Consider the following 26,905-nt stretch of genomic DNA (forward strand, 5'->3'; position numbering starts at 1 on the left):
CAGGTCTCAGTAGATTGTCACACTATGAACAATTTCTTCATTTCAGCAGCGACGGCCTCTCCGGTCGACGATGCCATCAACTCATGGTTCGATCCGATCGCGACGTGGTTCGGCAGCGTCATCTTCTTTCCGATCACCATCGGATCGATCTCGTTTCCCTTCGTCGTCCTGTGGCTGATCTTCGCGGCCGGGGTCTTCACCGTCTACTTCGGCTTCATCCAAGCTCGAGGGGCGAAACTGTCGCTCGAGATCATCCGTGGCAAATACTCGTCGAAGTCCGACCCCGGTGAGGTCACTCACTTCCAGGCTCTCGCCTCCGCGCTGTCGGGTACCGTCGGTCTCGGCAATATCGCCGGTGTCGGTGTGGCTATCGCCCTCGGCGGTCCAGGTGCGACCTTCTGGATGATCATCGCCGGTCTCTTGGGCATGTGCACGAAGTTCGTCGAATGCACCCTCGGAGTGAAATACCGTGAGATCGACGAGAACGGGGTGGTCCACGGCGGACCATTCAAGTATCTCCCTGTGGCCTTCCGCCGCTTCTCCAAGCCGGTGGCCACGGTGCTCACCGGACTGTTCGCCATCGCCATCCTCATCTTCGGCATCGTCGGCGGCGGCATGTTCCAGGCCAATCAGACCTTTGCCCAGGTCCGCACGGCCACGGGCGGCGACGACGGGATCCTCGCCGGGCCCTTCGCCTCGCTCATCTTCGGAATCATCTTCGCAGCGCTCGTCGCCCTGGTCATCCTCGGCGGGATCCGTTCGATCGCGAAGGTCACCGACAAGCTCGTTCCCGGTATGGCCATCTTCTACGTCATCTCATGTCTCCTCGTGCTCGGGCTCAACTTCTCGAACATCCCGGCCGCTATCGGTGAGATCTTCGCCGGGGCGTTCAACCCGCAGGGTGTGGCCGGCGGCATTGTCGGAGTCATGATCATCGGCTTCCAGCGTTCGGCGTTCTCCAACGAGGCCGGCATCGGATCGGCACCGATCGCCCACTCGGCGGTCAAGACCCGCCGTCCGATCTCCGAGGGATTCGTAGGACTCCTCGAGCCCTTCATCGATACGGTCGTCGTCTGCACCATGACGGCGCTGACGATCATCGTCGCCAATCAGGCCTCCTACCGAGAGGACCTCGGCGCCGGTGAGATCGGGGGCGTGGCCCTGACTTCGGACGCCTTCTCGACCGTCGCCTCGTGGTACCCGGTCCTGCTGGCCATCGCTGTCGCGCTGTTCGCCTTCTCGACCCTCATCACCTGGGCGTACTACGGAGAGCGGGCATGGAGCTACCTGTTCGGCAATGCGAAGGCCAGCGTCACCGTCTTCCGCACACTGGTCTGCCTCTTCGTCGTCGTCGGCTGTGTGGCGACCTTCTCGAAGGTCGTCGAGTTCGCGGACGCCGCACTCTTCATGTGTGCCTTCATCAACATCCTCGGCCTCTACATGCTCATGCCGGTGGTCAAGAAGGAGATGAAGAAGTACCTCGCCGACCGCAAGGCCGGAACATTGAACGACCCGGACACGACCGACGCGGTCCCGGTCGACCAGCCCGCCTGAATCCGAGCCTCCTCGACCGGAAAGGCAACTCAACCGGAGGGGACCTCCTCGATCAAGGATGCCTGTGCGCCGCGCCCATTCGGACGCGGCGCACAGGCATGTCCGGCCATCGATAGACTGGGCGCGTGGATGAGAACAGAGACGACAGAACACGCGCGGTCGAACGGCTGCAGGAGCTGCGGGGCAGCATCGACAATATCGATGCCTCCCTCGTTCATCTCCTCGCCGAGCGCTTCAAACTCACCGAGCGCGTCGGCGAACTCAAAGCCGACCACGGTCTGCCTCCGGCCGACGAGTCCCGGGAGGCCAGGCAGGTCGCCCGGCTGCGGGAGCTCGCCGAGGAGTCCCACCTGGATCCAGAGTTCGCGGAGAAGTTCCTGGCGTTCATCGTCGCCGAGGTCATCCGCCGGCACGAACGCATCGCAGAGGCACGCGAGAGCTGAGTCGCAGAAGCGAGGATCGCGCCCTTTCTGCGGACGAACGAGAGATGGCTCACAATACGCAGATCGTCCGCATGCCGATGGGGCGTGGGTTTGCCGATGCTGTGTGCTCTCGATTAGACTTGACCGTCGGTGCGCGTGACGCGCCACGGCTGGTGATTCCTCTCAATGGGATGTCTGCGGGTTCGTCCCGCGGCAGCCAAGGGACAACCGCCGTTCGTTTGTGTTTTAGCAGAAAGAGGGTTCGAGCATGGTCTATGCCATCGTCCGTGCCGGGGGCCACCAGGAAAAGGTGAGCGTCGGCGATATCATCACAGTCAACCGTATGAAGGCGAAGGCTGGAGACAGCGTCGAACTCGATGCCGTACTTCTTGTCGACGGTGAGACGGTCACGACCGATCCCGACGCTCTGGCGAAGGTCTCGGTCAGCGCTGAGGTCGCCGGTGAACTCCGCGGTCCCAAGATTGTGATCCAGAAGTACAAGAACAAGACCGGGTACAAGAAGCGTCAGGGCCACCGCCAGGACCTCACCCGCCTGAAGATCACGAACATCAAGTAAGAGGAGACTTCTCACATGGCAAGCAAAAAGGGAGTCAGCTCGACCCGCAACGGTCGCGACTCGAACCCACAGTACCTCGGCGTGAAGCGCTTCGGCGGCCAGGCCGTCAAGGCCGGCGAGATCATTGTCCGCCAGCGCGGAACCAAGTTCCACCCCGGAGCCAATGTCGGCCGTGGAGGAGACGATACCCTCTTCGCTCTGACTGCCGGAGCCGTGGAATTCGGCACCCGCAACGGTCGCAAGATCGTCAACATCGTCGGAGCCTGATCCTCCCCGGATCCGTTCCGTCGTCAATATGATCTCTCCCTGAGTCAAGGGAGCATGAAGGGTGAGTCGAACGACTCACCCTTCATCTGATATAAGGACATTATGGCCACCGAGTTCGTAGACCGTGTCACCGTTCATCTCGCCGCAGGCGCAGGTGGGAACGGGTGTGCCTCGATCAGGCGTGAGAAGTTCAAACCGCTCGGCGGACCCGACGGCGCCGACGGCGGCAACGGCGGGAACATCATCTTCCGCGTCGACCGCCAGACCACGACCCTGCTTCCCCTCCACCACCGTCCGCACGTCCGTGCCGATGACGGCGGGATCGGCAAGGGCGACCTGAAGCACGGCGCCGACGGAAGAGACCTCATCGTCGACGTTCCCGAAGGCACGGTCGTGAAGAACACCAACGGCGATGTCATCGCCGACCTCGTCGATGACGGAACCGAATTCACCGCTGCCGCCGGAGGTCGCGGCGGTCTCGGCAATGCTGCGCTGGCATCGGCGAAGCGCAAGGCCCCCGGCTTCGCGCTCCTCGGCGAGCCCGGACAGACGCTGAGCCTGGTGCTCGAACTGAAGACGATCGCCGATATCGCACTGGTGGGCTACCCATCGGCGGGCAAGTCGAGTCTCATCGCGGCTCTCTCGGCCGCGAAGCCGAAGATCGCCGACTACCCGTTCACCACGCTCGTGCCCAACCTCGGCGTCGTTCAGGCCGGCGACACGCGTTACACGGTCGCCGACGTTCCGGGGCTCATCCCCGGAGCATCGGAGGGCAAGGGACTCGGTCTCGAGTTCCTCCGCCACGTCGAACGCTGCGCGGGACTCGTTCACGTCATCGACATGGCCACGTGGGAGCCCGGACGCGATCCCGTCTCCGACCTCACGATCATCGAATCCGAACTCGCCGCCTATGCCGTCGACCTCGACGATGGCAGCGGACTCCTCCCGCTGTCCGAACGGCCGAAACTCGTGGCGCTGAACAAAGTCGACATCCCCGACGGACGTGACCTCGCCGATATCGTCCGACCCGACCTCGAGGCCGCCGGCTACCGTGTCTTCGAGATCTCCGCTGTCAGCCATGCGGGTCTGCGGGAACTCTCGTTCGCCATGGCCGAACTCGTGCTCGCCGAGCGGGAGCGCCGCGCCGAGCTGGAGGCGACTCCGCAGCGCGTGGTCATCCGTCCGAAGGCCGTCGACGATCGCGGATTCGAAGTCCGTTCTGAACGCAGCGCCGACGGTCCGCTGTTCCGTGTCCTCGGCGACAAGCCTCGGCGATGGGTGCAGCAGACGGATTTCGGCAACGACGAGGCCGTCGGCTACCTCGCCGACCGGCTCGACCACCTCGGAGTCGAGGAGGCCCTGTTCAAGGCCGGTGCCAAACCTGGTGACACGATCGTCGTGGGCGGAGACGATGGAGTCGTCTTCGACTGGGATCCCACGACCGTCGGCGGTGCCGAGCTGCTGGGCTCCCGCGGATCGGATGCCCGGCTCGACGAGGAATCGCGAGCCACTCGCAAGGAGCGCAAAGCCGCCTATCACGAGAAGATGGACGCGAAGGCCGCGACTCGGGCGGAGTTCGAACAGGAGCGCCTGGCCGAACGTACACACCGTGACAGCGCTGACGGTGCACCTGCGACGGAGTCTGCCGAGGGAGCCGGCGAAGAGTGAGCGCAGTGCAGGCGGACTCCTCCGCAGCGTCCGTCCGTGATGACATCGCCCGCGCCCGTCGTGTCGTCGTCAAGGTCGGCTCCTCCTCGCTGACGACGATCGACGGCGGACTCGACGAAGCCAAACTCATCGCCTTGACCGATGTCATCGGTGCCCACCGGTCGGCCGGTCACGAAGTCATCCTCGTCTCCTCAGGTGCGATCGCGGCGGGGCTGGAACCGATGGGACTGAAGAAGCGTCCGAGGGATCTGGCCAGCCAACAGGCGGCCGCCGGGGTCGGCCAGGGACTGCTCATGGCCGCCTATACGCGGGCTCTGGGGCGCTACGACCTCGTTCCCGGCCAGGTGCTGCTGAGCGCCGACGACCTCATCCGCCGCACCCAGTACAAGAACGCCCAACGTGCCATCGACAAACTCCTGGCCCTGGGCACGCTGCCCATCGTCAATGAGAACGACGCTGTGGCGACCGAAGAGATCCGCTTCGGCGACAACGACCGCCTGGCCGCGCTGGTCGCCCACCTCTCCCACGCCGATGCGCTGGTGCTGCTGTCCGATGTCGACGCGCTCTACTCGGGTCCTCCGGATCAGCCCGACTCTCGGCTGATCGACCGCGTCCACGGTCCACGCGACCTCGACGAACTCACCATCGGCGGCGTCGGGACCGCAGGCACGGGCACCGGCGGAATGGCCACGAAGGTCGATGCCGCGATCATGGTCGCCGATTCCGGCATTCCGGCCGTGCTGACCTCGGCACCGCAGGCGGCCTGGGCGCTGACCGGCGAGAATGTGGGCACCTATTTCGCGGTCACACACAAACGGCGGGGCACCCGTCTGCTGTGGCTGCGCCATCTCGCTCGCACCTTCGGCTCGATCACGATCGACCACGGAGCCGAGGCCGCTGTGCTCTCCCGTGGAACCTCCCTGCTCGCGGCCGGTGTCACCGCCTGCAGCGGAGAGTTCGAGGCCGGTGATCCTGTCGAGATCCGCAACCCCGCCGGTGATGTCATCGCTCGCGGTATGTCGAACTTCTCCTCGGCGGAGCTGCCGCTGATGTTCCGGTCCACGACCGAGGAACTTGGCACCCGTCTGGGAAATGATTACCGTAAAGAGGTCATCCATCGAAACGATCTCGTTCTCACACACGTGAGCGGGGGGAGATAGCCCATGACAGCAGCAGCCGAGATCCACCCGAAGACCGCGCGCGGAGTCACCCGCATCGTCCGCAATGCCAAGGCCGCGTCGAGTCTGTTGGCGACGACCTCGACCGCGGAGAAGAATGCAGCGCTCGGCGCCATCGCCGACGCTCTGCGCAGCAGCACCGACCGCATCGTCAAAGCCAACGATGCCGATATCGCAGCCGGCACCGAGAACGGGATGAGCGACGCTCTGCTCGATCGTCTGCGCCTCGACGCCGATCGCATCGCCGCGATCGCCGATTCCGTCGAGGACGTCATCGACCTGGCCGATCCCGTCGGCGATGTCGTCGTCGGCCGGACTCTGCCCAACGGCATCCGGCTGACCCAGAATCGCGTGCCCATGGGTGTCATCGGCGCGATCTACGAAGCCCGTCCGAACGTCACCGTCGACATCGCCGTCCTCGCCCTGAAGTCCGGCAACGCCTCGGTCCTGCGCGGCGGGTCGGCGGCCCAGAACTCGAACACGGAGATCATCTCCATCCTCCGCCGCGCAGTCGAATCGGCGGGACTTCCGGCCGACTCGATCAGCGGCATCGACCAGTACGGACGCGAGGGTGCGCACGTGCTCATGAACGCCCGCGACTACGTCGATCTGCTCATTCCCCGAGGCGGCGCCGATCTGATCAACATGGTCGTGCAGGAATCGATCGTGCCCGTCATCGAAACCGGGGTGGGCAATGTGCACATGTTCATCGACTCCACCGCCACCGTGAAGACCTCCGTCGATCTCGTGCTGAATTCGAAGACGCATCGTCCCAGCGTGTGCAACTCGTTGGAGACCCTCCTCGTCCACGAGAAAGCCGCGAAGCGTGTGCTGCCGAAGATCCTCGAACGGCTCGACGGCGCTGGAGTCATCGTCCACGCCGACTCGGACGTCTCAGCACTGGCACCTGCGGGGATGAAGATTCGCCGGGTGTCACGACGTGACTGGGCCAAGGAGTATCTGGGGCTGGAGATCGCCATCAAACTCGTCTCCGGAATCGAAGAGGCCATCGACCACATCCGCGCCTACAGCTCCGGCCACACCGAAGTGATCGTGACGAAGGACCTCGACAACGCCGACACCTTCGTCACAGCCATCGATGCCGCAGCGGTGGGGGTCAACGTCTCCACCCGATTCACCGACGGGGGAGAGCTGGGCTTCGGCGCAGAAGTGGGAATTTCCACGCAGAAGCTGCATGCACGCGGTCCCATGGGACTCGAGCAGCTGACGACGACGAAGTGGGTGATGATGGGCAACGGACAGGTCCGTTCCTGAGCCGCCGGCGATTCCGACACCCGCCCGATCGGTTGGGGACCCCCGATCGGGGGAGCCGTCGGAAGAGGAAGATGTCATGTCGATGCCGGATTCCTGGGTCGTTCATGAGAAACTGAGAAGGTAATGACGCCGACGCGCTTGTGCGCGTCGGACACTGAGTAAGGAGAAAAGACGTGAACGCAGCCATTATGGCCGCCGCAGCCGAAGGTGGGGAGCACGCCGCCCACGTCGAGCTGCCGATGGATCCGATCTGGTACGGACTCATCACCCTGGCGATCTTCATCACGATGGGCCTGGTGTCTCGGTCGTGGAAGGGCATCTCGCACCGCCACTGATATGGCAGAGCACAGACGCAGAGTCGGTGTCATGGGCGGCACCTTCGACCCCGTCCACAACGGCCACCTCGTCGCGGCCAGTGAGGTTCAGGCGACCTTCGACCTCGACGAGGTGGTCTTCGTCCCCACAGGACGGCCGTATCAGAAGGACGTCGAAGAGGTCAGCAGCGCCGAGCACCGGTATCTGATGACGGTCATCGCGACGGCATCGAATCCCCGGTTCACCGTCTCTCGAGCCGATGTCGACCGACCGGGCCCGACGTATACGATCGATACGCTGCGGGACCTCGCCCGCAGCTATGGTCCCGATACCGAGTTGTTCTTCATCACCGGCGCGGACGCTTTGGCTCAGATCCTGACGTGGAAGAATGTGGATGAGCTGTTTTCCCTGGCTCACTTCGTCGGCGTCAGTCGGCCCGGGCACGAACTCCATGGTGAAGGACTGCCGGTCGATCGGCTGAGTCTCGTGCAGATCCCTGCACTGGCGATATCGTCCACGGATTGCAGACAACGGGTGATGGATGGTGCACCTGTCTGGTACCTCGTGCCGGACGGCGTAGTGCAGTACATCGCGAAGTACGAGTTGTACAGGAGTGAGAATGGCTGAGGAGCAGTTCACGTCACGTCGAGCACGGCGGGAAGCCGAGAGGCTGGCGGCGGAACAGGCGTTCGAAGCACGAGAGGTTCCTGAGCAGCCGAAGGAGGCTCCGAACTCTCGCGCGGGGCTCCTCAATCCGCTGCCGCCGAAGAAGCCCGATGCGAAACCCGCTGCCGAGACCAGCGATGACACCGCCTCACGTATCGACCCCGATCCTTCGCCACGGACCAGCCACGAACGCGGTGCCCTGGCATCTGACCACCCGCAGGAGTCGCGGCCCCCGGTCCATGCCGAGGACCGTCTCGACCCGACTCGGACTCCGCTGCCGCACTTCCAGACCCGAGCAGAGAAGAAGCGGTACCTGCGCGAACACGGACTCTCGCTGAACGGCGATCTGTCCACCGGCGCGATGCCGGTTGTGGCCGACGAGCAGGAACTGGCCGAACGCCAGGCCGCTGCCGAGGGTCGCTTGACCGGTCCGATCCCGGAGGTCCCGGAATCGGAGGCCACACAGTCGGAAGCCACCGGCTCGGATGCCGTCGAGTCAGACGCATCCGACACGGACGCCGCAGCCGACCCTGCAGATGCCTCGTCCGTGTCGAGCCCGGATGCGAATGCCGCGGGCACCGAGCACGAATCCTATGACACCGCCGGTTTCGGGGGAGATACCGAAGAGGTCGCCGCCCGTGATTTCGAGGCCCCCGTCACTGCTGACTCGGCACCGCGGCCGACGACCGTGGACAGCGAGCCCTACGACGCGCTGTCGATGCCGTACTCGGCCCTCGACGCAGATGCTCCGGCGCTCGGAGACGAGTCCGAGAACGAGAAGCCGGCCGATGCCGCGGACCAGACCGAATCGGCGGATCAGAGCGGCTCGGCCGACAAAGCAGACTCGGAAGCTGCCGCTGGTGCCGTTCCCGCAGGCGAACCTGCTCCCGCGGACGAACCTGCTTCCGCGGACGAGCCGGCTGCGACGCCCGAGGCAGATGCCGCAAGCGAGCCCGAGCCCGCGTCCCGTTCGCGGCGGATGCCGATCGTGCAGCCTCCCTCGACGTCCGGAGTGCGCGTCGTCACCGCCGCGTCGGCTCAGATCCCCGAAGTCGATGATGCGCGCGGGAGCGAAACTCAGCGACAGCAGACCCCGGACTCTGTCCGCGGCGAAGAGTCGCAGACCGGCACGGCGTCCGACGGTGCAGATCAGTCGCCGGGTGACGCCGGCTCCGATGACGCGGCGCGCGCATTGGCCGCCAACCCGGAGACCCGCCCGATGGACGCAGTGCCCGAAGCCTGGTCGCTGCCGAATGCCGACTACGAAGACGAAGAGACCGAGAACCCTCCCGGCTCACGCATCCGAGCCAGCTCGGTCACCGGGCAGGACGGTCAGATCCTCATGGGCGAAGAGCCCTCGAAGATGCCCTATATCGTCCTCGGCGTCGCCGCGTTCTTCGCCTTGGCCCTCATCGTCATCGCCCTCGTCATGTTCCTCTGAACATCACACGGGGACACACCACCTCCACCACCGCATCCATGCGAAAGGATCTTGTGAGCGAGATCGCCGAATCCACCCAGCTGCTTCGAACCGCCGCCAAAGCGGCGGACGAGAAGCTCGGAACCGACATCATCGGCCTCGATGTGAGCTCCACGCTCTACATCACCGACGCGTTCCTCATCGTCTCGGCCGACAACGAACGCCAGATCGGTGCGATCATCGACGCGATCGAACAAGAGCTGCAGCTCGTGCACGACCTCACCCCGCTGCGCCGCGAGGGTCGGGGAGGGGACTGGGTGCTGCTCGACTTCGGAGAGATCGTCGTCCATGTCTTCTCTGCCGAGCAGCGCGAGTACTATGCGCTCGAACGGCTGTGGAAAGACGTACCGGCTATCGACCTGCAGCTGCCCGAACCCGGCTCGGACGAATGACGAAGACGGTGCTGTTCTGGCGTCACGGACAGACGGACTTCAACGTCGCCGGTCGCTTCCAGGGACAGTCCGACGTCCCCCTCAACGACACGGGCCGAGCTCAGGCCGAAGAAACCGCTCGACTCCTCGCCGAGTTCGATCCGGAACTCATCGTCTCCTCCGACCTCTCCCGTGCAGCGGCGACCTCCGACAGCCTGGCGACGCTCGTCGGTCGCGAACCCCTGCGCGACGAGCGTCTGCGCGAGACCGCATTCGGTGAGTGGGAAGGGCGCACGCGCGCCGAGGTGGCCGAGATCTGGCCGAACGAACTCGCCGAATGGGCCTCCGGTGCCGATGTCAATCCGCCCGGGGGCGAGTCCCGTTCCCAGTCCGGTCACCGCGTCGCAGCTGCCATCTCCGAGATCGTACGGTCGACCGACGCCGAGCCGATCGCCATCGTCGCTCACGGTGCGGTCCTGCGGGCAGCCGCCGAAATCCTGTTGGAGATGAACGGGACCGGTCGGCTCGGCGTCCTCGGCAACTGCGGTCACGGAGAGTTCGGATTCACCGGCGACAGCTGGGTGCTGCGCAGCTGGGGCGCGTTCTCCCGCTGAGGCGAGGGTCAGCGGCACTGCCGGTTCGGTTCTCCGCCGTCCGGGCCGTCCGGGCCGCGCCGGACTCAGCTGTCGGCCGTCCGGGCCGGTGCGACGGATCTGATGAGCTCGACCAGCGAGTCCGCCGACCTCGCCCAATCGAAGGCCAGTGCCTGCACCTGTCCGGCCGCGGACTTCCCCGCCCATCTTTCGGCGTCCGTGAGCCGGGTGATCGCCTCGGCGATCGACTGCGGGTCCTCGGGGTCGAAGTATTCGGCCGCCTCGGCGGCGATCTCCCGAAAGATCGGAATGTCCGAGACGGCCACGGGCACGCCCTGAGCCATCGCCTCGATCACTGGCAGCCCGAATCCCTCTTCGCGCGAGGCCGTGACCAGAGCTGTCGACTCGTCGAGCAGGCGCGCGTACTCCTCTTCGCTGACTCCTCGGTGGAAGACGACCTTCGCGCGGTCGGGGATGAAGGCACGCAGCTGAGCTTCCCGACGTCCGTCGATGCGGCTGGCGATGTGCAAGGTCCACCCGGGCAGGTACTCGAGGGCGCGGATGAGGGCCTCGACGTTCTTGTACGGCAGGAACGCGCCCATGTACAGGAGTGTCTTCGCATCGTGTCGGTTCACCGTCCGCGTGGAGGTGGCGGCCACCTCGGCGGCATTGGACACCACCTGCACCGGCCTGCGAGTCAGGTGATGAGCGGCGATGAGATCCTTCGTCGTCTCGGACACTGCCGCCACCGCGTCGGCCCGATTGAGGAGCAGCCGTTGCGGGAAGAAACTCAGATGGTACGCCCGCCACAGCAGCCGGACCGGCAACGGCAGATCGCCGGGCGGCTTGGGGTGGGAGTAGTAGATGAGGTCGTGGATGGTCAGAATGAGCCCGTACCGGCGACCGAAGGAGCCCATCGTCTGCATCGTGGAGAACACGACATCGGCTCCCAGGGCATTGAGCTTCCCGGCGATGGCCACCTCAGCGGGGGAGGTGGGGTCTGACAACTCGACCCATGCGCAATCGGGCAGCAGCGCCAGCTGGGCCCGGTCGCTGATGATGACGGTGACGTCGATCTCCGTGCCCTCGACGGCCCTGAGCAGGGCCGAGAGCAGACACGAACCGTACCGGGAGATCCCGTCGTGGTGATCGGTGCGGGTGAAGCGCGCGTCGAAGAAGACCGACAGCCTCGAAGAGGGTTGACGGCTCTGTGTGCTTTTGCTCATGGAACTCCGAGTCGATAGTCTGATTCTTCGAAAGTCTGTGTCTGTCCGAATGCGTATTCTGCGACGAAGGATCAGTGAGTGAAGGAATCATCACCTGTGCCCGCGGCCGTTGAGGCCCGTTCATGATCCTAACGCTGATCGCTCTGGCGGGACTGGTCGTGCTCACCCCGGTCCTCACTCGTTTCGCCGGCCGGGAGAGCGGCTGGCCGCTCGCCGCCGCCTACCTGGGCGTGGCTGCGCTGTTCACCCCCACTGCCGCCGAGGTGATGGCCGGGAACAATCCCGAGACGTCCTATCCGTGGATTCCCAGTCTCGGCGTCGACCTGGCTCTGCGAGCCGACGGCATCGGCGTCGTCTTCACCTATATCGCCCTGATCATCGGGGCAGTCGTGTTCATCTATTCGACCCGCTACCTCAGCCCGGGCCGGAACACGAGCTTCTACTGGCTGATGGTGATCTTCACGTTCTCCATGGTCGCGCTCGTGCTCACCAACGATGTGCTCGTGCTGTTCGTGTGCTGGGAGCTGACGTCGCTGGCGTCCTTCTTCCTCATCGCCCGGTCCGGATCACCCGGACAGGCACCGGCCCTGCGGACGATGTTCTTCACCTTCATCGGAGGCCTCAGCCTGCTGGTGGCCACCGGTGTGATCATCGCGGTGACCGGGACGACGAACCTCGCCGAGGCGATCAGCTCCCCGGTGTGGACGGGCCAGCCCGAGGTCACGACGCTGGTGGCTCTGCTCGTCGGCGTCGCCGCCATGACGAAGTCCGCGCAGTTCCCCTTCCACCCGTGGCTGCCCGATGCGATGGCCGCTGCCACCCCGGTCTCGGCCTATCTGCATGCCGCTGCCGTCGTCAAAGCCGGCATCTTCCTCATGCTGCGGTTCTCACCGACCTTCCACGCCACGCCGGCCTGGAACGTTCTGCTCGTGACGGCGGGACTTCTCACTGCGTGTCTGGGCGGCTGGTTCGCACTCAACCAACATGACGTGAAGAAGCTCATGGCCTATTCGACGGTGTCCCAGCTGGGCCTCATCACCGCCGTCATCGGCGTCGGCACCGAGGCGGCCATCGCTGCCGCCACTCTCCACGTCATCGCTCACGCTCTGTTCAAGTCCGGCCTGTTCATGATGGTCGGAGTCGTCGACCACCTCGCCGGCACCCGCGACCTCGCACGGATCCCGAAACTCATGCGGTCCGCTCCGGCGGCGTTCACGGTGATGATCATCGGCTGTGCATCCATGGCTGGGATTCCGCCGCTGTTGGGCTTCGTGTCGAAGGAAGCCCTGTTCACGGCCCTGGGAGAGACGCCGGGCGGTCCCTGGGCCGGGTGGGTGGCTCTGCTCGTCGCGGTCGGTGCCTCCGTGCTCACCTTCGCCTATTGTGCGAAGACCGTCTGGGGCAGCTTCATCGACGGGCGCGAACCCGAGACGGGTGACATCCACCGCGGTTCTCCCGTCATGCTCATCGCGGCGGCCCTGCCGATCCTGGCCTCGTTTCCGCTGAGCTTCGTCCTCTTCCTCCTCGACACTCCGCTCGACCACGTGGTGCGCGCGGCGGTGCCGAACGCCACCGAACACGTCCATCTGGCGCTGTGGCACGGATTCAACATCGAACTGCTCGCCTCTGGACTCATCATCGCCATCGGCGTCGTCCTCATCCTGCGTCGCTCACGCGTCTTCGTCTTCTTCCACAAGGCCACGCTGCCGTTCGACGGATCCGATGTCATCGACTCGCTGACGACGGGCCTCGAACGTCTGGGACACGGTCTTGCCGCCTTCGTCCGCCCGATGAACTCCGGACCCTATCTGGCGATGTCGTTGGGCGGGCTGAGCGTGCTCGCCATCGGCTCGATTCCCGTCGTCTTCGCCGACTTGCCGCCGCTGCAGCAGAATCTCAGCCGTCCGGTGGACGTCATCCTGCTCGTCCTCATCACCGTGGCAGTCCTCGTCCTGTGCACCTCGCATTCGCGTCTGACGACCGTTGTGGCGCTGTCTGCCATCGGCATCCTCGCCACCGTGCAGATCCTGGCTCTCGGCGCCCCCGACGTCACCCTGACGCAGCTGCTCGTCGAAGCGATGACGATCATCGTCATCATGCTCGTGCTCCAGAAACTTCCCCGTTCGTTCTGGAAGTACCCGAAGCGCAAACAGACTCCGCGCCTTCTCTTTGCGGTCATCGTCGGTGCCAGCGCGGCCGGACTCACCCTGGTGCTCAACGGCCGGCGGGAACGTTCCGACCTCGGTCTGTACTATCTCGACAAGGCTCCGGAGATCAGCGGCGGAGACAACATCGTCAACACGATCCTCGTCGAATTCCGTGCCCTCGATACCCTTGGTGAGCTGACCGTCCTCGGCATGGCCGGAATCGCGATCGTCGCTGTGATGTCGACGGTCAAGGACAAGTTCATCGACCCGCCGGCCGAGAACATCCCGGAACCGCCGCGGCCTCCGTGGGTGTCCATCCGCCCCAAGGGCACCACTGCGTACCGCGGCGTCCACGAGGCGTGGCCGAACGTCATCCCGCTGCAGCTGACGCTGAAGGTCCTCGGTCCGCTGCTGGCGGTGAGCTCACTGCTGATCTTCTGGCGTGGTCACAATTCCCCGGGCGGCGGATTCATCGCCGCGCTCGTCGGTTCAGCCGTCATCGGCTTGGCCTACCTGTCGACGCCGAAGGATCGTGCGATCGGTCCGCCGCGGGCACCCCTGTACCTCATCGGCTCCGGCGTGGCCACGGCAGTGGTCACCGGCATCATCGGTCTCCTGTTCGCCGGTTCGTTCCTCCACCCGATGCACGCCGAGTTCGCCGGTCAGCATTGGACGACGTCGATGCTCTTCGATGTCGGCGTCTACCTGGCGGTGCTCGGACTCATGCTGCTCTCGTTCAACCTCCTCGGCGTCTCGGACTCCGCGGCGACTCCGGCCGGTGACGATGTGCTCACCAACGGCATCATCCGACGCGACGTCGAACGCACCCGCGAACGTGCCGATGAGCTGCTCTACGGGGAGTTGAGCGGTCCGATGGAGGCGATCCGCGGGGAACGCCCCGAACGCAGCCGCCGCCGCGGCGCTGAGGATTCCGAGGAAGCGAAGGTGCGGGCGAACTCGACGCATATCCTCCGCGGGGACTCACCGGCCGGCGGAGATGGGGAGGAAGCATGATCCTGGCACTGACGATCGGCGTCCTCACCGCCGGAGGCGTCTACCTCATGATGCAGCGCTCCATGGTTCGGGGAGTCTTCGGACTCACCCTCATCTCCCACGCCGCGAACTTCATCCTGCTCTCGGCCGGGGTCGGCGCCTGGAGAGGCGAACCGCTGGCCGGGCGCGGTTCCCTTGCCGACGCGGCCGACCCGCTGCCTCAGGCATTCGTCCTCACCGCCATCGTCATCACTTTGGCGGTGACGATCTTCATGCTCGCTCTGGCCGTGCTCGGCCATGACGACGACCAGAAACGCAGCCCCGAGACGGGGGAGGAGCGCGACTCATGAACTCAGCCCTGCTCCTACTGCTCATCGGCCTCCCGCTCCTGGCCTCCGCCCTGAGCGTGCTCATCACCTCACGCACCTTCGACCGACTGCTCCTGCTCGCTGTTCCCGTGTTCGTCGGCGGCAGCGGGATCGGGCTCCTCGGGCTGCACGGTTCGACCCCGGTGATCGCCCATTCTGTCGGCGACTATGTGCCCGGTCTGGCGATCGTGTTCGTCTCGGACACGTTCACTGCGCTCATGCTCGTGCTCACCTCACTCGTCGCGTTCGTCAGCAGCCTGTTCCTCATCTCCACCGGAGAGGATCAGTACCGGTTCGTTCCGGCGCTCATCATGATGATGCTCACCGGAGTCTATGGTGCGCTGCTGACCGGTGATCTGTTCAACCTCTTCGTCTTCGTCGAAGTGATGATGCTGCCCGCCTACGCGCTCATCGCCGTCACCGGCACCTGGCGCAGGCTCGGGATCGGACGACTCTATGTGATGGTCAACCTGCTGACCTCGACGATGCTGCTCATCGGCGTCGGATTCGTCTATGGTGCCACCGGCACGGTCAACCTCGCGGTTCTGGCAGGTCAGGGACAGCCGACCGGCCAGGCAGGGATCGCGCTGGGCGTGGTGCTGCTGTCGCTGTTCATCAAGGCCGGCGGCGCGCCCTTCCACGGCTGGCTCGTCCGCAGCTATCCGAACACCTCGGCGGGCATGATGTCGCTGTTCTCCGGGCTGCATTCTAAGGTCGGGCTCTACGCGATCTACCGCATCTACACCACTGTCTACGGTGAACCCGCCCCGTGGGCGACGGTCCTGGTCATCGTCGCGGTGGCGAGCATCCTCATCGGTGCGGTGTCCGGCTTCGGACAGGTGCGGGTGCGCAATGTGCTCGGATTCGAGATGACTGCCGGCGTCGGCCACATCCTCGTCGGCGTCACCCTGCTGACCTCGGCAGCCCTCGGCGCCGGTGCGTTCTACATGATGCACCATATGATCACGATGGCCGGCCTGCTGCTCATCATGGGCGCGGTCGAACAGACCTACGGCACCGGATCCTTCCGCAAGCTGTCCGGGCTCGCCTCCCGCGAGCGATGGGCGACCATCCTCATGATCCTCGGGGTCTTCTCCTTGGTCGGTCTTCCGCCGACCTCGGGGCTGTGGGGCAAGGTCGGACTCATCCGGGCCTCCACGGACACCGGCGGCGGCTTCGGATGGGTCCTTGTCTCAGCCATCGTCGCGGGCGCAGCGATCAGCCTGTTGGCGCTTCAGCGCACCTGGCGCAACACCTTCTGGGGACCGCCGATGCAGACGTACCGTCCGGACTCGGCAGAGACCGGACGTGCCCCGGCCGAACCGATCATGCGCAGCGTGCGCATCCCCGCCCGTCTGCTGGTGCCGGCGACGATCATGATCGGTCTCTCCGTTGCGCTCTTCTGCTTCCCGGAGCCTCTGCTCGACCTCACACTCCGGGGAGCCGAGGGTCTGCTCGACCATAGCGACTATATTGAGGCGGTGATGGCACCGTGATGCGTCTTATCCACGGCATCTCCTACGTCGGCTTCATCGTCCGGGCGATCATCACGGGGTCGGCGACCGTCGTCGCCCGACTCTTTTGCAGCGACTATGCCCAGCCGATGATCGTCGAGCTGCCGATGCGCTGCGCCACCGACCTCGAAGTCACGCTGTTCGCGTCGTCGATCACCATCACGCCCGGCACGCTGGTCACAGCGATCGCGGCCGGCACGGCGACGACCCCGCCGGTGATCTTCGTCCACGCCCTATTCGAGGAGTCGGAGGAATCCGCCCTCGACGGGCTCATCGACATGGAGTCGCGGCTGCTGTCGATGACCCGTGGACGTGCGCCGGGTCCACACACCGATCTGCAGGGAGGGCATCCATGATCGTCATCGCCGGCATCTGCTCGGTCATCCTCGCCGCCGCTATCATCATCGGCCTCATCCGCGTGCTCACGGCCCGGGATCAGGGTTCACGTGCAGTGGTTTCGGACCTCATCTACTTCTCGGCCATCGCGATCGTCACGATGCTCGGCATCATGGTGGCCTCGTCGATCGTCCTCGACGTGGTCTTCCTGTCCTCCATGGTGGGGATCCTCGCCACGATCGCTCTGTCGCGCATCCTCACGAGGGGGCACCGCTGATGAATGAAACACTGGCCACGACCCTCGTCGGGATCTTCGGCATCACCGGATCCCTGCTGCTGCTCAGCTCCGCGCTGGCGATGTTCCGTGTTCGCGACGCCCTGTCGCGGATCAACGTGTTCTCGCCGGCTACGGGCCTGGGCATGCCCTTCATCGTCATTGCGGCCTTCATCTTCGACCTCTATTCGTCCGGGTTCTCCTGGTTCTCGCTGATCATGGCCGTCATCGCAGTGTTGTGCCTGATCATCGTGTCCTCGGTCGCGAGCAATACCCTGGCCAGGTCGACGGTGCTGTCAGGACAGCCGGTGTTCCGCAAGACCTCACCCAATCGGCTGGCAGCGCCGCCGGAGGGCGTCGTCGACGTCGACCCCGACGTCAAGGACTCCTGAGCCGCCGCCCCGCACCGGGACCGCCGGTGACTCGAACTCAGTTCCGTCCGGTCGTGCGTATCGTGATGTTGATCCTGCCCCCGCCGAGGTGGTCCAGCCGTCCCGCATCCGGTGCAGTACCCGGTTGGATCGATCTGACCCCGTGGTAGGCGAAGCGGGCAGGGCCGCCGAAGACGAAGGCGTCACCCGAGGCCAACCGCAGGTCCTCGAAGGGACGGTTGCGATTGTCGGTATTGCCGAATCGGAAGAGGCATGTATCGCCCAGTGACAGTGAGACGACAGGAGCGGGGTCGAATTCGTCCTTGTCCTGGTGCATACCCATCTTCGCGTGTTCGTCGTAGTAGTTCACGAGCGCTACATCCGGATGGTAGCCGGCAGGGTCGAAACCCCATGCGGCGGCCGTTCCTGCAGCGAATTCCCAGGAGTCCTCGACGACCGTGACCGCCGTCTGCAGAACCTGACGGCCCAGGCGGGTCATCCAATCGGGGAAGGGCAGCACGAGTTTGTCGTTGACGTCGACGGCACGGCGGTCGTACCGCCCGGGTTGCCAATGCCAGCCCAGACCGATCGTCGTCACGCTCATCGGATAGCCCGCGATCGTTGCGGCATGAGGGGGAACCGGACCGGATTGCCATTCGGCATAGCGGGCGATGATCCACTGCTGTGCCTCGGCGGTGAGGAAGCCCGGCACCCAGACCGCACCGGGTGCGACGACTGCCGGTCGGCGGTCGAAAGCCTCATCGGCGAAGAGGGAATCCATGTCTACCAGGATGCCAGAGACGGCAAGGAAACCGCGGGGTCGGGGACTGTCTGTCACCGACCCCGCGGAGTCATCAAGCGAGAGCTGAGCGGTCCGACTCAGTGGCGGTCGGACTCAGAGGCAGACCGATTCAGAGTTCGCCGACGGGCACCTGTTCGTCGGCGAGTCGATCGGCGGTGACGTTGTTGCCGATGAGTGCGCGGAGTTCGTCGCCATAGTCCCAGACATTGACGTTCATGGCTGCGGTGACCGTTCCGTCACGGTGCCAGAAGACGATGAACTCGCCGCTGGACTTGTCGCCGCGGATGACGACGTCGTCCTCGGTGGCGCCGCGGCCGACGTATTCCATACCGAGGTCGAACTGGTCGGTGTAGAAGTACGGCTGCCAGTCGTAGGACTTGGTCCCTCCGCTGATCGTCGAGGCTGCGACCTCGGCCTGGCGCACCGCGTTGTCCCAGTGCTCGACGCGCAGACGTTCACCGCGCAGAGTGTTCTGCGCATTCGCAATATCGCCGATCGCCAGCACGTTGCCGTCCGACGTGCGCATCTGTTCGTCGACGATCACTCCGTTCTCGGTCGACAACCCTGCCGAGGATGCCAGGTCGATGGCGGGATCGGCGCCGATTCCGACCACCACGAGATCGGCCGGGACGCTTCCGGCGGACGTTTCGACGGCCTCGACCGCGGAGTCACCGGTGAACGCGGTCGTATCCGCGTTCTTGAGGAAGTTGACTCCGTTCTTCCGGTGCAGGTCCTCGAAGTATTCTCCAAGCTCCTGTCCGAGGACGGAGGAGAGCGGGGGAGCGTCGGTACGGAGGACGACCGTGACATCGCTGCCGTGGGACTTCGCCGCTGCCGCGACTTCCAGGCCGATCCAGCCGCCGCCGATGACCGCGACCTTCTTGCCGTCGCCGAACTGCGAGCGGATGGCCACTGCATCCCCGGCATCGCGGAGAGTGTGGATATTGCCCAGCTGGACGCCCGGGACGTCGAGTGTGCGGGGCACCGCTCCGGTCGCGAGGATCACCTGACCATAGGACAGTTCTCGTCCGTCCTCGAGGTCGACCGTCTGGGCATCCGTGTCGATGGAGGTCGCCGAGGTGCCGAAGAACGTCGACACGTTGTGAGCGGGATACCAGTCTTCGCCTCGGAGCGCCGAATCGGCAGGATCCGACCCTTCGATCATCACCTTCTTCGACAGGTCCGGCCGGTAGTACGGAGCCGCAGGATCGGCGCCGACGAGAGCGATCTGCGCCGTGTAGCCGGCGTCGCGCAGTGATTCGACCACGGTGCCTCCTGCTAGGCCTGCGCCGATGACGACTGTTCCGAATTCTTCTGCCATTGTCGGTCCTTTCGTAGAGGGGACTCTCTTTCGACTCTACTCGCCGGGATCAAGGGGCTCCACCGGATCCGCCCCAGGTGACAGGCCGTGCCGGTCGATCCCCGTTTGGGGCCGCGCGATTTTGGTCGAACGCCGGGAGCAGGCGTAAACTGAAACCGGAAGAGGGGCTTTAGCTCAGTTGGTAGAGCGTTTCGTTCGCAATGAAAAGGTCAGGGGTTCGATTCCCCTAAGCTCCACAAAAACGGATTCGGAATGACGATGAAGACGACGATCATGACCGGCATCCTCGGCCTGGCCGGCGTTGCCCACTTCTCCCGGCCCGCCCTTTTCGACTCCATCGTGCCGCCTCAGTTGGGCAACCCGCGCTTCTGGACCTATGCCAGCGGCATCGCTGAACTCGGCTGCGCGGGACTGATGGCGAACGCGGGGACACGTCGCCTCGGCGGCGCGGCATCCGCGGCGCTCATGGTCGGCGTCTTCCCTGCCAACATCTACACTGCGGTCAAACACTGGGACGATCCCAGGGGCCGGGCCATTGCTTTGGCGAGACTGCCGCTGCAGATCCCGCTCATCTGGGCTTCGGCCGCGATTGCCGCAGACACCGACTGAATCCTGCACCGCGATCAGATGCCTGCTACGCATGCCGATGAGGCGCGTGCCGGGTCAGGACAGACCGAGAAGCTTTCCGCTCTTCGACAGCTCCGGATCCGTGCACGATGACAGGTCGAAGCAGCAGGGACGGCGTTTGCCCGACTCGAGCTTCGAGATCGCGACGTCGACACGACGAGCACGCGTATCCGCGTTCTTCGTCGCCTTGATCCAGCGCACCCATTCCCACCGTGCCATCGGAGTCAGGCCGGACCACACATCGTCGAGACCGCCGGCAGAATCGAGCGCGGTGCGGAGGTCCGCGGGCACCGTCACCTCCGGCCAGTCCTTCGTCGGCGTCAGGCCGACCTCGACCGCCGTTCCCTCTTTCGCACCGAGCTTCTTCCATTGGTCCTCATCAAGACTGATCCAATGGCCGCGAAGGCCATCGGGTTCGACGACAGTGCTGAATTCCGTGCCGTCGAGGGTGCCGGTGACGGCCACCTGCCCGCGGGAGGGCAGCTGATCGCTGGCGTCCTGGGGCAGGCGCAGAATCGGACGGTCGGCCAGCAGCTCGGCGGTCGCAGTGAACGTGACGTCGGCAGTCGTGGTGGTCATGATGACTCCTCATGGAACGGATTCGGGTCCGGATAGTCGGCTTCGACTGAAGCGATGACTTTAAGAATAGCGGCCCGAGTCCGGGCTGACTGCTCGATTCCTGACGAGTCAGTCGATCGAGCGACCTACCCACTCCGGACGCTCCTCGACGACCTGAGAGATCCGCTCGGCCACGGTGTCCGGGAAGGGCACGACGCGATCCGTGGTCTGATCGACGTGGAGGGCCATGATCTCCTCGGTGGACACGAGCCGGTCCCCGACATACATCTCATAGGCCAGGTGCAGCTTCTTCTCTGCGGCACTGACGAGGCGCGGGACGACGGTGAGTCGGTCGCCGAGAGCCGCCTCGTCGAGGTAGCGGATATGGGATTCGACCGTATATAGGGACGCCTTCTGGGATTCTCGGTAGGCGGCATCGAGGCCGAGCTGATCCATCACCTGGTCGGTCGCGAATCCGAAGACGAGGACGTAGAAGGCCTCTGACATGTGACCGTTGTAATCGATCCACTTGGGCACGACCTCAGTGCTGTACGTGCTCAGCTTCGACGCCGAGGCGGTCGCCGCCGTCGGTGCGGAGGACGGGGGAGCAGAAACCGCGGCGGGGGATGCCGGGTGCCCCGAAGTGCCGTCCGCCGACTGGGCTTTGCTGGAGTCCGGCGTGGCGTCCAACTGCGCCGTGAGTCGACGCAGGGCGATGATTCCGGCATCACGATGAGCCACGAGGTCGGCAATGGAGCGTTCACCGGCTTCGATATCGCAGCCGGCCACGACATCATCTCGCAGCTGCTGGCTGAGCTCGGGAGCGGTCAGGCGCGTCCACGGGGACTTCAGCGACGGACCGAAATGGTCGAGCATATGCGCCATACCGCCCTCACCGCCGGCGAGGTGGAACGTGAGCATCGGCCCCTGGAACGGCCAACGGAGACCCGGACCATCGGTGATCGAGCGGTCGATCTGCTCGACCGTGGCCTCGCCCTGCTCGACCATGTACAGGGCCTCCCGCCACTGTGCCTCCTGCAGTCGGTTGGCGATGAAGCCGGGGACTTCGCGGTCCATGCGGATGACGGACTTGCCGATGTGGGTGAAGAAGTCTGCGGCCCAGTCGACAGCGGCGGCCGACGTGGACTGTCCGCCGACGACCTCGACCAAAGGGAGGAGGTAGGGCGGATTGAACGGATGGCCGACGACGAGCCGTTCGGGGTGGGCCGCCTCGGTGGCCATCTCGGTCATGGAATATCCCGAGGTCGACGAGCTGATGACGATATTCGGCGGGCAGAGCCCATCGATCTGGGCCAGCAGTCCGCGCTTGAGCGCGAGATCTTCGGGAGCGGACTCCTGGACGAAACCGGTGCCCGCGACCGCTTCGGCGAGGTCGGTGTGGATCGACCACGCGGTCCGGTCGGCTCCCTCGAGCATGTCGAGCTCGGCCAGGGCCGGCCATGCCGCGTCGAGAAGTCGTGTGAACTTGTCGCCGGCGTCCGGGGCCGGGTCCCAGATCTTCACCCGGAAGCCCTGAGCGAGGAAGTACGCGGCCCAACCGCCGCCGATGGTTCCCGCGCCGACGCAGGTGACGGTGTCGATCGCGGCGAAGTCGGGGAAGGCAGGCGAGTCGGGACCGGGGTCTGCGGGGGTGGAATCGGTCACAGGTCACCTCCGGTGATAGTCGGGGTCTGCACGCGCAGGTCGAGGATCTCGCGGGCCTCGTCCGGGGTGGCCACGGCCGCCCCGAGGCTTTCGATGATCTCGACGGCGCGCGCGGTGAGGTCGGCGTTCGTGGCCTTGACGCCCTTGGACATGTAGAGGTTGTCCTCGAGTCCGACGCGAGCGTGCCCGCCGGCGAGCACGGAGTGGGCGACCCACGGCAGCTGATTGGCGCCGATGGCGAACGACGTGAATTGGGCGCCCTTGGGCAGCATATTCACCATTGCCCCCAGCAGGCCCGGATCGGCGGGAGCGCCGTAGGGGATGCCCATGCACAGCTGGTACAGCGGCGGGGCATCGATGAGACCCTCCTCGACGAGGACGTTGGCGAACCACAGATTGCCGGTGTCGAAGATCTCCATCTCCGGACGCACGCCCAACGTCTGGATCCGCTTCGACCCTTCGCGCAGCATGTCAGGGGTCGAGACGTAGAGGTTCGACCCTTCGCCGAAGTTGAGGCTGCCGCAGTCGATCGTGCAGATCTCGGGCAGCAGCTCCTCGACATGGGGGAGTCGGTCGAGGGCGTTGATGAGGTCGGTGCCCGGCATCGTGGTCAGGGGGTCCTGGGGGTCGATGACGAGGTCGCCGCCCATTCCGGCGGTGAGGTTGATGACGGGGTCGACGTCGGAGGCGCGGATGCGGCGGACGACCTCGCGGTAGTAGGCGACCTCGCGTGAGCCCTGTCTGGTCTCGAGATCGCGGACATGGATGTGGACGACCGAGGCGCCGGCGCGGGCTGCTGCGATCGCGTCGTCGGCGATCTCTTCGGGTGTGACGGGAACGTGCTCGCTCTTGCCGGTGGTGTCTCCGGCACCGGTGACGGCACAGGTGAGGATGACCTTGCGGTTCATGATGACTCCTTGGATTGATCGGTGTTGGTGGCTGGCATCGAGGTGGTCTCGGTCGGTCGTTCTGGGGTGGTCGACGAGGCTGTTGTGGTCGGTGTGGCCGGTGCGGGCGACGGATGCCTGATCGAGCGGTCGAGGTACGTGCGCAGTCGCTGTGCGAAGGTGTCCGTGTCCATCACTCCGGTGAGCACCTTGATGCCGAGGCCGTCGAGCAGAGAGGTGAGTTCATCGGCCATGGCCCGCGGGTCGCCGGAGCGGAAGCGGCCGGTGCGCTGCCCCTCCTCGATCGTCGTCTGCACGGTCTTCGACCAGCGTTCATAGCTGAGCGGATAGTTCGACAACGTCGAATCCTCGAGCGACAGCCGAGCCCAGGTCTGCAGCCAGATCGACCATTCGCCGCGTTCCGTTCGCCCCAGCGGGGACTGCAGCTTCAGCAGGCGTTCGAGCCTCTGTGCCGGGTCCGCAATTTCATCGAGCCACGCGATCTGGCGGTCGAATGCGAGTTTGACCGAATAGTCGAGAGCGGCGTCGAAGAGGTCGGATTTGTTCGCGAAGTAGTAGTGGATGCTCGGGGCTGAGACTCCGGAGGCGGCCGCGATATCGGCGATGCGCACGGCGTCGAAGCCGTGCCGGCCGAACAGCGTCCATGCCGCTTCGGCGATGCTGCGTTTAGGATTCGCATCCTCGTCGCTGTCTGGAACGGTCGCCGTGTTCGGGGGAGGAGCGGAGACCTGTGACTCGTCGCCGAGCAGCCACCGGACGGTCACGCCGGTGGCGGTGGCGACGCCGAGGAGCTCATCGGCGGTGAATCGGCGGCGACCGGACAAGGCCTTGGACAGTTTCGTCTCATCGATGCCGATGGCCGCGGCGATCTTGCGCTGTTTGAGCCCCGATCGCCGGATGGCCTCCCGGACACGGAGTCCGGTGGCCTCGGAGCTCCGGCTGTGCTCGGAGCTCTGGTCGTCCTCGCGATGGGGATTATCCTCGGTGTCGGACGTCTGCGCACCATTCATGAGGTCGAACCTACCTCAGCATCGAGACCTGTCGCAAGGAAATATGAATAATAGTCAGAACTTGCGATTTGCGGTCCGGGCGAGGAATTCGTGTTGATCCGCACCGTCCGACCCATCACAAACCGGTTCTCTGCGGATAGTCTCGTTATCGGTGGGCGATCCCCACCCCCATCGACCGCCCCGAGGAGCACCCATGACCGACAGTCTTCATTCCCGCATGCACGTCGTCTCCGATGAGACCCGAAACCTCGTGAATCTCGTGCTCGAGTACTCGCGCCGTCGGACTCTGGCCGAGGACACCCCGCTCGACCATCCGACTTCAGAGACCGAGCTGCGTCGACTGGCCGGGCCCACCGTCACCGAGGAGGGGCTGGGGTCGGCTCGAGCGCTGGCGATCTTCGAGCACATCTTCGCCCCCGCCTGCATCTCCACCGACCATCCGAAGTATCTGTCGTTCATCCCCAGCGCCCCGACGAAGGCGGCGGTGGCCTTCGACCTCGTCGTGTCCGCCAGTGCCCTCTACGGTGGTTCGTGGCTCGAAGGTGCCGGAGTCGTTCACGCCGAGAACGAGGTCCTGCGCTGGCTGGCCGGAGAGTTCGGGCTGCCTGCAGGCGCCGGAGGGGTGTTCGTCCAGGGCGGGACGATCGGCAACCTGTCTGCCCTCGTCGCCGCCCGCAACGCACAGAAGGAGAAGCTCGGTGAGACTCGGCCGGGACGTTGGGTGATTGTGTGCAGCGCCGAGGCGCACTCCTCAGTCGCCTCTGCGGCCGAGGTCATGGATGTCGATATCGCACCCGTGGCCACGGGCGACCACGGGATCCTGCGCCCGGAGGGGGTGCGTGAGGCTCTGGTCGAACACGGGGATGCCGTGATTGCGGTGGTGGCCACCTCGGGGACGACGAACTTCGGCACCATCGACGACATCGCCGGCATCGCCGCACTCAAGCACGAGTTCGACTTCTGGCTCCACATCGACGGCGCCTACGGTCTGGCCGCGATGCTCTCACCTCAGGCACGTCACAAGTTCGCCGGAGTGGAGATGGCCGATTCGCTCATCGTCGACCCCCACAAATGGCTCTTCGCCCCCTTCGACGCCTGTGCGCTCATCTATCGCGACCCGAATTCGGGACGGCGAGCGCACACGCAGAAGGCCGAGTACCTCGACACGCTCACCGATGCTCAGGACTGGAGTCCGTCGGACTTCGCCATCCAGCTGACGCGTCGGCCGCGCGGTCTGCCGCTGTGGTATTCGCTGGCCAGCTATGGTGCCGAAACCTACCGGGAGGCGATCGGCCATTCGATCGATCTGGCCCGTGAGATCGCCACGGAGATCAAGCACCGTGAGCATCTGCGACTCGTGCGCGAACCCGAACTCTCTGTCGTCGTGTTCGAACGTGACGGGTGGCAGAGGTCGGACTATGACGCGTGGTCGGATCGCCTGCTCGAGGATCAGCGGGCCTTCGTGGTGCCGAGCTCGCACCAGGGGCGACCGAATGCCAGGTTCGCCATCGTCAATCCGCTGACGACGTTCGACGATCTCACCGACATCCTCGATTCGATGGAGTGAGTGTCGCGGTCGACGTTGGGTTTCTCTGACCTGACGGCCGCGCAGGGGTGACGGTCGCTCAGTCTTCGGGGGCATCCTCGGTGGTGGTCGTCGGCTTCGATCGGGGGCGGAGTTCGACGATGAAGGCCGGAAGGAGCGCTTGGGTGATCGGACCGATCCCCAGCGCATAGAGGACCGTGCCGACGCCGACGACTCCGCCGAGCAGCCAGCCGATGGCGACGACGCTGACTTCGATGAGGGTGCGCACCAGCCGGATCGACCGACCGGTCACGCGGGAGAGGCCTGTCATCAGTCCATCGCGCGGGCCCGGCCCGAATTGGGTTCCGATGTACATCGCCGAGGCGGCCCCATTGAGGACGACGCCTGTGACCATGAGCGCGACGTTCCATCCGAGTTCCTCCGGTCGGGGCAGGAACAGGCGGGTGAGGTCGAGCGCGGGGCCGACGAGGAGCGCGTTGAGGATCGTGCCGATACCCGGCTGCTGGCGCAGGGGGATCCAGATGAGCAGCACGAGGAACGCCAGAATGGTGACGATGGTCCCGAAGGTCAGCGGCACATGATTCTGGATGCCGGAGTGGAGGACGTCCCACGGCATCATGCCCAAACCGGCATTGACCATCATCGCCATCGAGGCACCGAAGAGGTAGAGGCCGAGGAGCAGCTGGGGGAGGCGTATCCAGAGTCGTCCGCCGCGCAGCTGCGCGATGGGGCCGACATTGGCCAGCTGACGTTTCGGTGCTCTCATCGTGGTCATCCGGTGGCTTTCTGTGCTCTGAGGTAGTGATCCTCTCATTCTGACCGAAATTGGTCTTGCGTGAAATAGCCACTTGCAGGAAAGTGGTCCTATGGAGG

At 65.1% G+C, this 26,905-nt stretch carries 28 protein-coding genes and 1 tRNA gene; 21 read left to right on the forward strand and 8 right to left on the reverse strand.

Annotated features, from left to right (window positions below):
- Positions 1-24 precede the first annotated feature (24 nt).
- The 12 genes from CXR29_RS07915 (at position 25) to CXR29_RS07965 (ending at position 10,387) form a co-directional block, all read left to right on the forward strand.
- Entirely contained in the window at positions 25-1,554 is a 1,530-nt protein-coding gene (locus CXR29_RS07915) for an alanine/glycine:cation symporter family protein (RefSeq protein ID WP_127364290.1), read from the forward strand.
- A 125-nt stretch (positions 1,555-1,679) separates the two neighbouring features.
- Positions 1,680-1,997: a chorismate mutase gene (locus CXR29_RS07920; protein ID WP_025776791.1), complete on the forward strand. Its 318-nt coding sequence runs from the start codon at positions 1,680-1,682 to the stop codon at positions 1,995-1,997.
- A gap of 247 nt (positions 1,998-2,244) precedes the next feature.
- Positions 2,245-2,553 carry a 50S ribosomal protein L21 gene (rplU, locus tag CXR29_RS07925; RefSeq protein WP_025776790.1) on the forward strand — a complete coding sequence of 103 codons (309 nt, stop codon included), beginning with the start codon at positions 2,245-2,247 and terminating at the stop codon, positions 2,551-2,553.
- 15 nt (positions 2,554-2,568) lie between these two features.
- Positions 2,569-2,820 carry a 50S ribosomal protein L27 gene (rpmA, locus tag CXR29_RS07930; protein WP_025776788.1) on the forward strand — a complete coding sequence of 84 codons (252 nt, stop codon included), beginning with the start codon at positions 2,569-2,571 and terminating at the stop codon, positions 2,818-2,820.
- 102 nt (positions 2,821-2,922) lie between these two features.
- Positions 2,923-4,488 carry a GTPase ObgE gene (gene obgE / locus CXR29_RS07935; protein ID WP_101553970.1) on the forward strand — a complete coding sequence of 522 codons (1,566 nt, stop codon included), beginning with the start codon at positions 2,923-2,925 and terminating at the stop codon, positions 4,486-4,488.
- Positions 4,485-5,648: a glutamate 5-kinase gene (gene proB, locus CXR29_RS07940; RefSeq protein WP_127364291.1), complete on the forward strand. Its 1,164-nt coding sequence runs from the start codon at positions 4,485-4,487 to the stop codon at positions 5,646-5,648. The genes obgE and proB overlap by 4 nt, the downstream gene beginning before the upstream one ends.
- A 3-nt stretch (positions 5,649-5,651) precedes the next feature.
- The gene (locus tag CXR29_RS07945; RefSeq protein WP_127364292.1) at positions 5,652-6,941 is read left to right on the forward strand and encodes a glutamate-5-semialdehyde dehydrogenase; all 1,290 of its coding nucleotides are present in this window, start codon (positions 5,652-5,654) and stop codon (positions 6,939-6,941) included.
- A gap of 173 nt (positions 6,942-7,114) precedes the next feature.
- Entirely contained in the window at positions 7,115-7,276 is a 162-nt protein-coding gene (locus tag CXR29_RS17280; RefSeq protein WP_155807341.1) for a hypothetical protein, read from the forward strand.
- Between the two features lies 1 nt (position 7,277).
- On the forward strand, positions 7,278-7,883 hold the full coding sequence (nadD, locus tag CXR29_RS07950; RefSeq protein ID WP_035319614.1) for a nicotinate-nucleotide adenylyltransferase: 606 nt from the start codon (positions 7,278-7,280) through the stop codon (positions 7,881-7,883).
- Positions 7,876-9,363, forward strand: coding sequence for a hypothetical protein (locus CXR29_RS07955; RefSeq protein ID WP_127364293.1), 1,488 nt, complete (start codon positions 7,876-7,878; stop codon positions 9,361-9,363). Before nadD ends, CXR29_RS07955 begins: the two co-directional genes overlap by 8 nt.
- Before the next feature lie 53 nt (positions 9,364-9,416).
- On the forward strand, positions 9,417-9,794 hold the full coding sequence (gene rsfS, locus CXR29_RS07960) for a ribosome silencing factor (protein WP_025776782.1): 378 nt from the start codon (positions 9,417-9,419) through the stop codon (positions 9,792-9,794).
- A complete protein-coding gene (locus tag CXR29_RS07965) occupies positions 9,791-10,387 on the forward strand; it encodes a histidine phosphatase family protein (RefSeq protein WP_101553974.1) in 597 nt (198 codons plus the stop codon). The genes rsfS and CXR29_RS07965 overlap by 4 nt, the downstream gene beginning before the upstream one ends.
- Positions 10,388-10,452: 65 nt before the next feature.
- On the opposite strand, the gene CXR29_RS07970 is transcribed toward CXR29_RS07965, so the two are convergent.
- Positions 10,453-11,592 (reverse strand): glycosyltransferase family 4 protein, encoded by a 1,140-nt coding sequence (locus tag CXR29_RS07970; RefSeq protein ID WP_206516264.1) that lies wholly within the window; start codon positions 11,590-11,592, stop codon positions 10,453-10,455.
- A gap of 122 nt (positions 11,593-11,714) precedes the next feature.
- Here CXR29_RS07970 and CXR29_RS07975 point away from each other — a divergent pair, with 122 nt between their 5' ends.
- Genes CXR29_RS07975 through CXR29_RS08000 form a run of 6 tightly spaced genes read left to right on the forward strand, consistent with a single transcriptional unit; the run spans position 11,715 to position 17,616 of the window.
- Positions 11,715-14,753: a DUF4040 family protein gene (locus tag CXR29_RS07975; RefSeq protein ID WP_127364294.1), complete on the forward strand. Its 3,039-nt coding sequence runs from the start codon at positions 11,715-11,717 to the stop codon at positions 14,751-14,753.
- Positions 14,750-15,082: a sodium:proton antiporter gene (locus CXR29_RS07980; protein WP_025776778.1), complete on the forward strand. Its 333-nt coding sequence runs from the start codon at positions 14,750-14,752 to the stop codon at positions 15,080-15,082. Before CXR29_RS07975 ends, CXR29_RS07980 begins: the two co-directional genes overlap by 4 nt.
- The gene (locus CXR29_RS07985) at positions 15,079-16,596 is read left to right on the forward strand and encodes a monovalent cation/H+ antiporter subunit D family protein (protein WP_101553976.1); all 1,518 of its coding nucleotides are present in this window, start codon (positions 15,079-15,081) and stop codon (positions 16,594-16,596) included. Before CXR29_RS07980 ends, CXR29_RS07985 begins: the two co-directional genes overlap by 4 nt.
- The gene (locus CXR29_RS07990; RefSeq protein WP_101553977.1) at positions 16,596-16,970 is read left to right on the forward strand and encodes a Na+/H+ antiporter subunit E; all 375 of its coding nucleotides are present in this window, start codon (positions 16,596-16,598) and stop codon (positions 16,968-16,970) included. The genes CXR29_RS07985 and CXR29_RS07990 overlap by 1 nt, the downstream gene beginning before the upstream one ends.
- Positions 16,967-17,227 (forward strand): monovalent cation/H+ antiporter complex subunit F, encoded by a 261-nt coding sequence (locus tag CXR29_RS07995; protein WP_101593609.1) that lies wholly within the window; start codon positions 16,967-16,969, stop codon positions 17,225-17,227. The genes CXR29_RS07990 and CXR29_RS07995 overlap by 4 nt, the downstream gene beginning before the upstream one ends.
- Complete coding sequence (locus tag CXR29_RS08000) at positions 17,227-17,616, forward strand: cation:proton antiporter (RefSeq protein WP_101553979.1); 390 nt, start codon at positions 17,227-17,229, stop codon at positions 17,614-17,616. Before CXR29_RS07995 ends, CXR29_RS08000 begins: the two co-directional genes overlap by 1 nt.
- Positions 17,617-17,653: 37 nt before the next feature.
- Here the strand turns inward: CXR29_RS08000 and CXR29_RS08005 are convergent, their stop codons facing one another.
- Together CXR29_RS08005 and CXR29_RS08010 are read right to left on the reverse strand one after the other, a co-directional pair.
- Entirely contained in the window at positions 17,654-18,376 is a 723-nt protein-coding gene (locus CXR29_RS08005; RefSeq protein ID WP_101553980.1) for an alpha-ketoglutarate-dependent dioxygenase AlkB family protein, read from the reverse strand.
- Positions 18,377-18,506: 130 nt separating this feature from the next.
- Positions 18,507-19,718, reverse strand: a complete 1,212-nt coding sequence (locus CXR29_RS08010) for an NAD(P)/FAD-dependent oxidoreductase (protein ID WP_101545635.1) — start codon at positions 19,716-19,718, stop codon at positions 18,507-18,509.
- A gap of 163 nt (positions 19,719-19,881) precedes the next feature.
- Between CXR29_RS08010 and CXR29_RS08015 the strand changes: the two genes are divergently transcribed.
- Positions 19,882-19,954, forward strand: a tRNA-Ala gene (locus CXR29_RS08015).
- 16 nt (positions 19,955-19,970) lie between these two features.
- Positions 19,971-20,327: a DoxX family protein gene (locus CXR29_RS08020; protein WP_308297784.1), complete on the forward strand. Its 357-nt coding sequence runs from the start codon at positions 19,971-19,973 to the stop codon at positions 20,325-20,327.
- Between the two features lie 54 nt (positions 20,328-20,381).
- Here CXR29_RS08020 and CXR29_RS08025 read toward each other — a convergent pair whose 3' ends face one another.
- The 4 genes from CXR29_RS08025 to CXR29_RS08040 all read right to left on the reverse strand — a co-directional run bounded on the left by CXR29_RS08025 (position 20,382) and on the right by CXR29_RS08040 (position 24,486).
- Positions 20,382-20,924 carry a YdeI/OmpD-associated family protein gene (locus tag CXR29_RS08025; protein WP_101545638.1) on the reverse strand — a complete coding sequence of 181 codons (543 nt, stop codon included), beginning with the start codon at positions 20,922-20,924 and terminating at the stop codon, positions 20,382-20,384.
- A 108-nt stretch (positions 20,925-21,032) separates the two neighbouring features.
- Positions 21,033-22,568 carry a 3-hydroxyacyl-CoA dehydrogenase NAD-binding domain-containing protein gene (locus CXR29_RS08030; RefSeq protein ID WP_127364295.1) on the reverse strand — a complete coding sequence of 512 codons (1,536 nt, stop codon included), beginning with the start codon at positions 22,566-22,568 and terminating at the stop codon, positions 21,033-21,035.
- Entirely contained in the window at positions 22,565-23,476 is a 912-nt protein-coding gene (locus CXR29_RS08035; protein ID WP_127364296.1) for a beta-keto acid cleavage family enzyme, read from the reverse strand. Before CXR29_RS08035 ends, CXR29_RS08030 begins: the two co-directional genes overlap by 4 nt.
- Positions 23,473-24,486: a TetR family transcriptional regulator C-terminal domain-containing protein gene (locus tag CXR29_RS08040; RefSeq protein WP_101553984.1), complete on the reverse strand. Its 1,014-nt coding sequence runs from the start codon at positions 24,484-24,486 to the stop codon at positions 23,473-23,475. Before CXR29_RS08040 ends, CXR29_RS08035 begins: the two co-directional genes overlap by 4 nt.
- A gap of 193 nt (positions 24,487-24,679) precedes the next feature.
- On the opposite strand from CXR29_RS08040, the gene CXR29_RS08045 reads away from it, so the two are divergent.
- Positions 24,680-26,053 (forward strand): pyridoxal phosphate-dependent decarboxylase family protein, encoded by a 1,374-nt coding sequence (locus CXR29_RS08045; RefSeq protein WP_127364297.1) that lies wholly within the window; start codon positions 24,680-24,682, stop codon positions 26,051-26,053.
- Between the two features lie 58 nt (positions 26,054-26,111).
- On the opposite strand, the gene yczE is transcribed toward CXR29_RS08045, so the two are convergent.
- Complete coding sequence (yczE, locus tag CXR29_RS08050; RefSeq protein WP_101593600.1) at positions 26,112-26,807, reverse strand: membrane protein YczE; 696 nt, start codon at positions 26,805-26,807, stop codon at positions 26,112-26,114.
- Between the last annotated feature and the right edge of the window lie 98 nt (positions 26,808-26,905).

It is taken from the genome of Brevibacterium linens, from assembly GCF_003999335.1.
GTDB classification, from domain to species: Bacteria; Actinomycetota; Actinomycetes; order Actinomycetales; family Brevibacteriaceae; genus Brevibacterium; species Brevibacterium linens.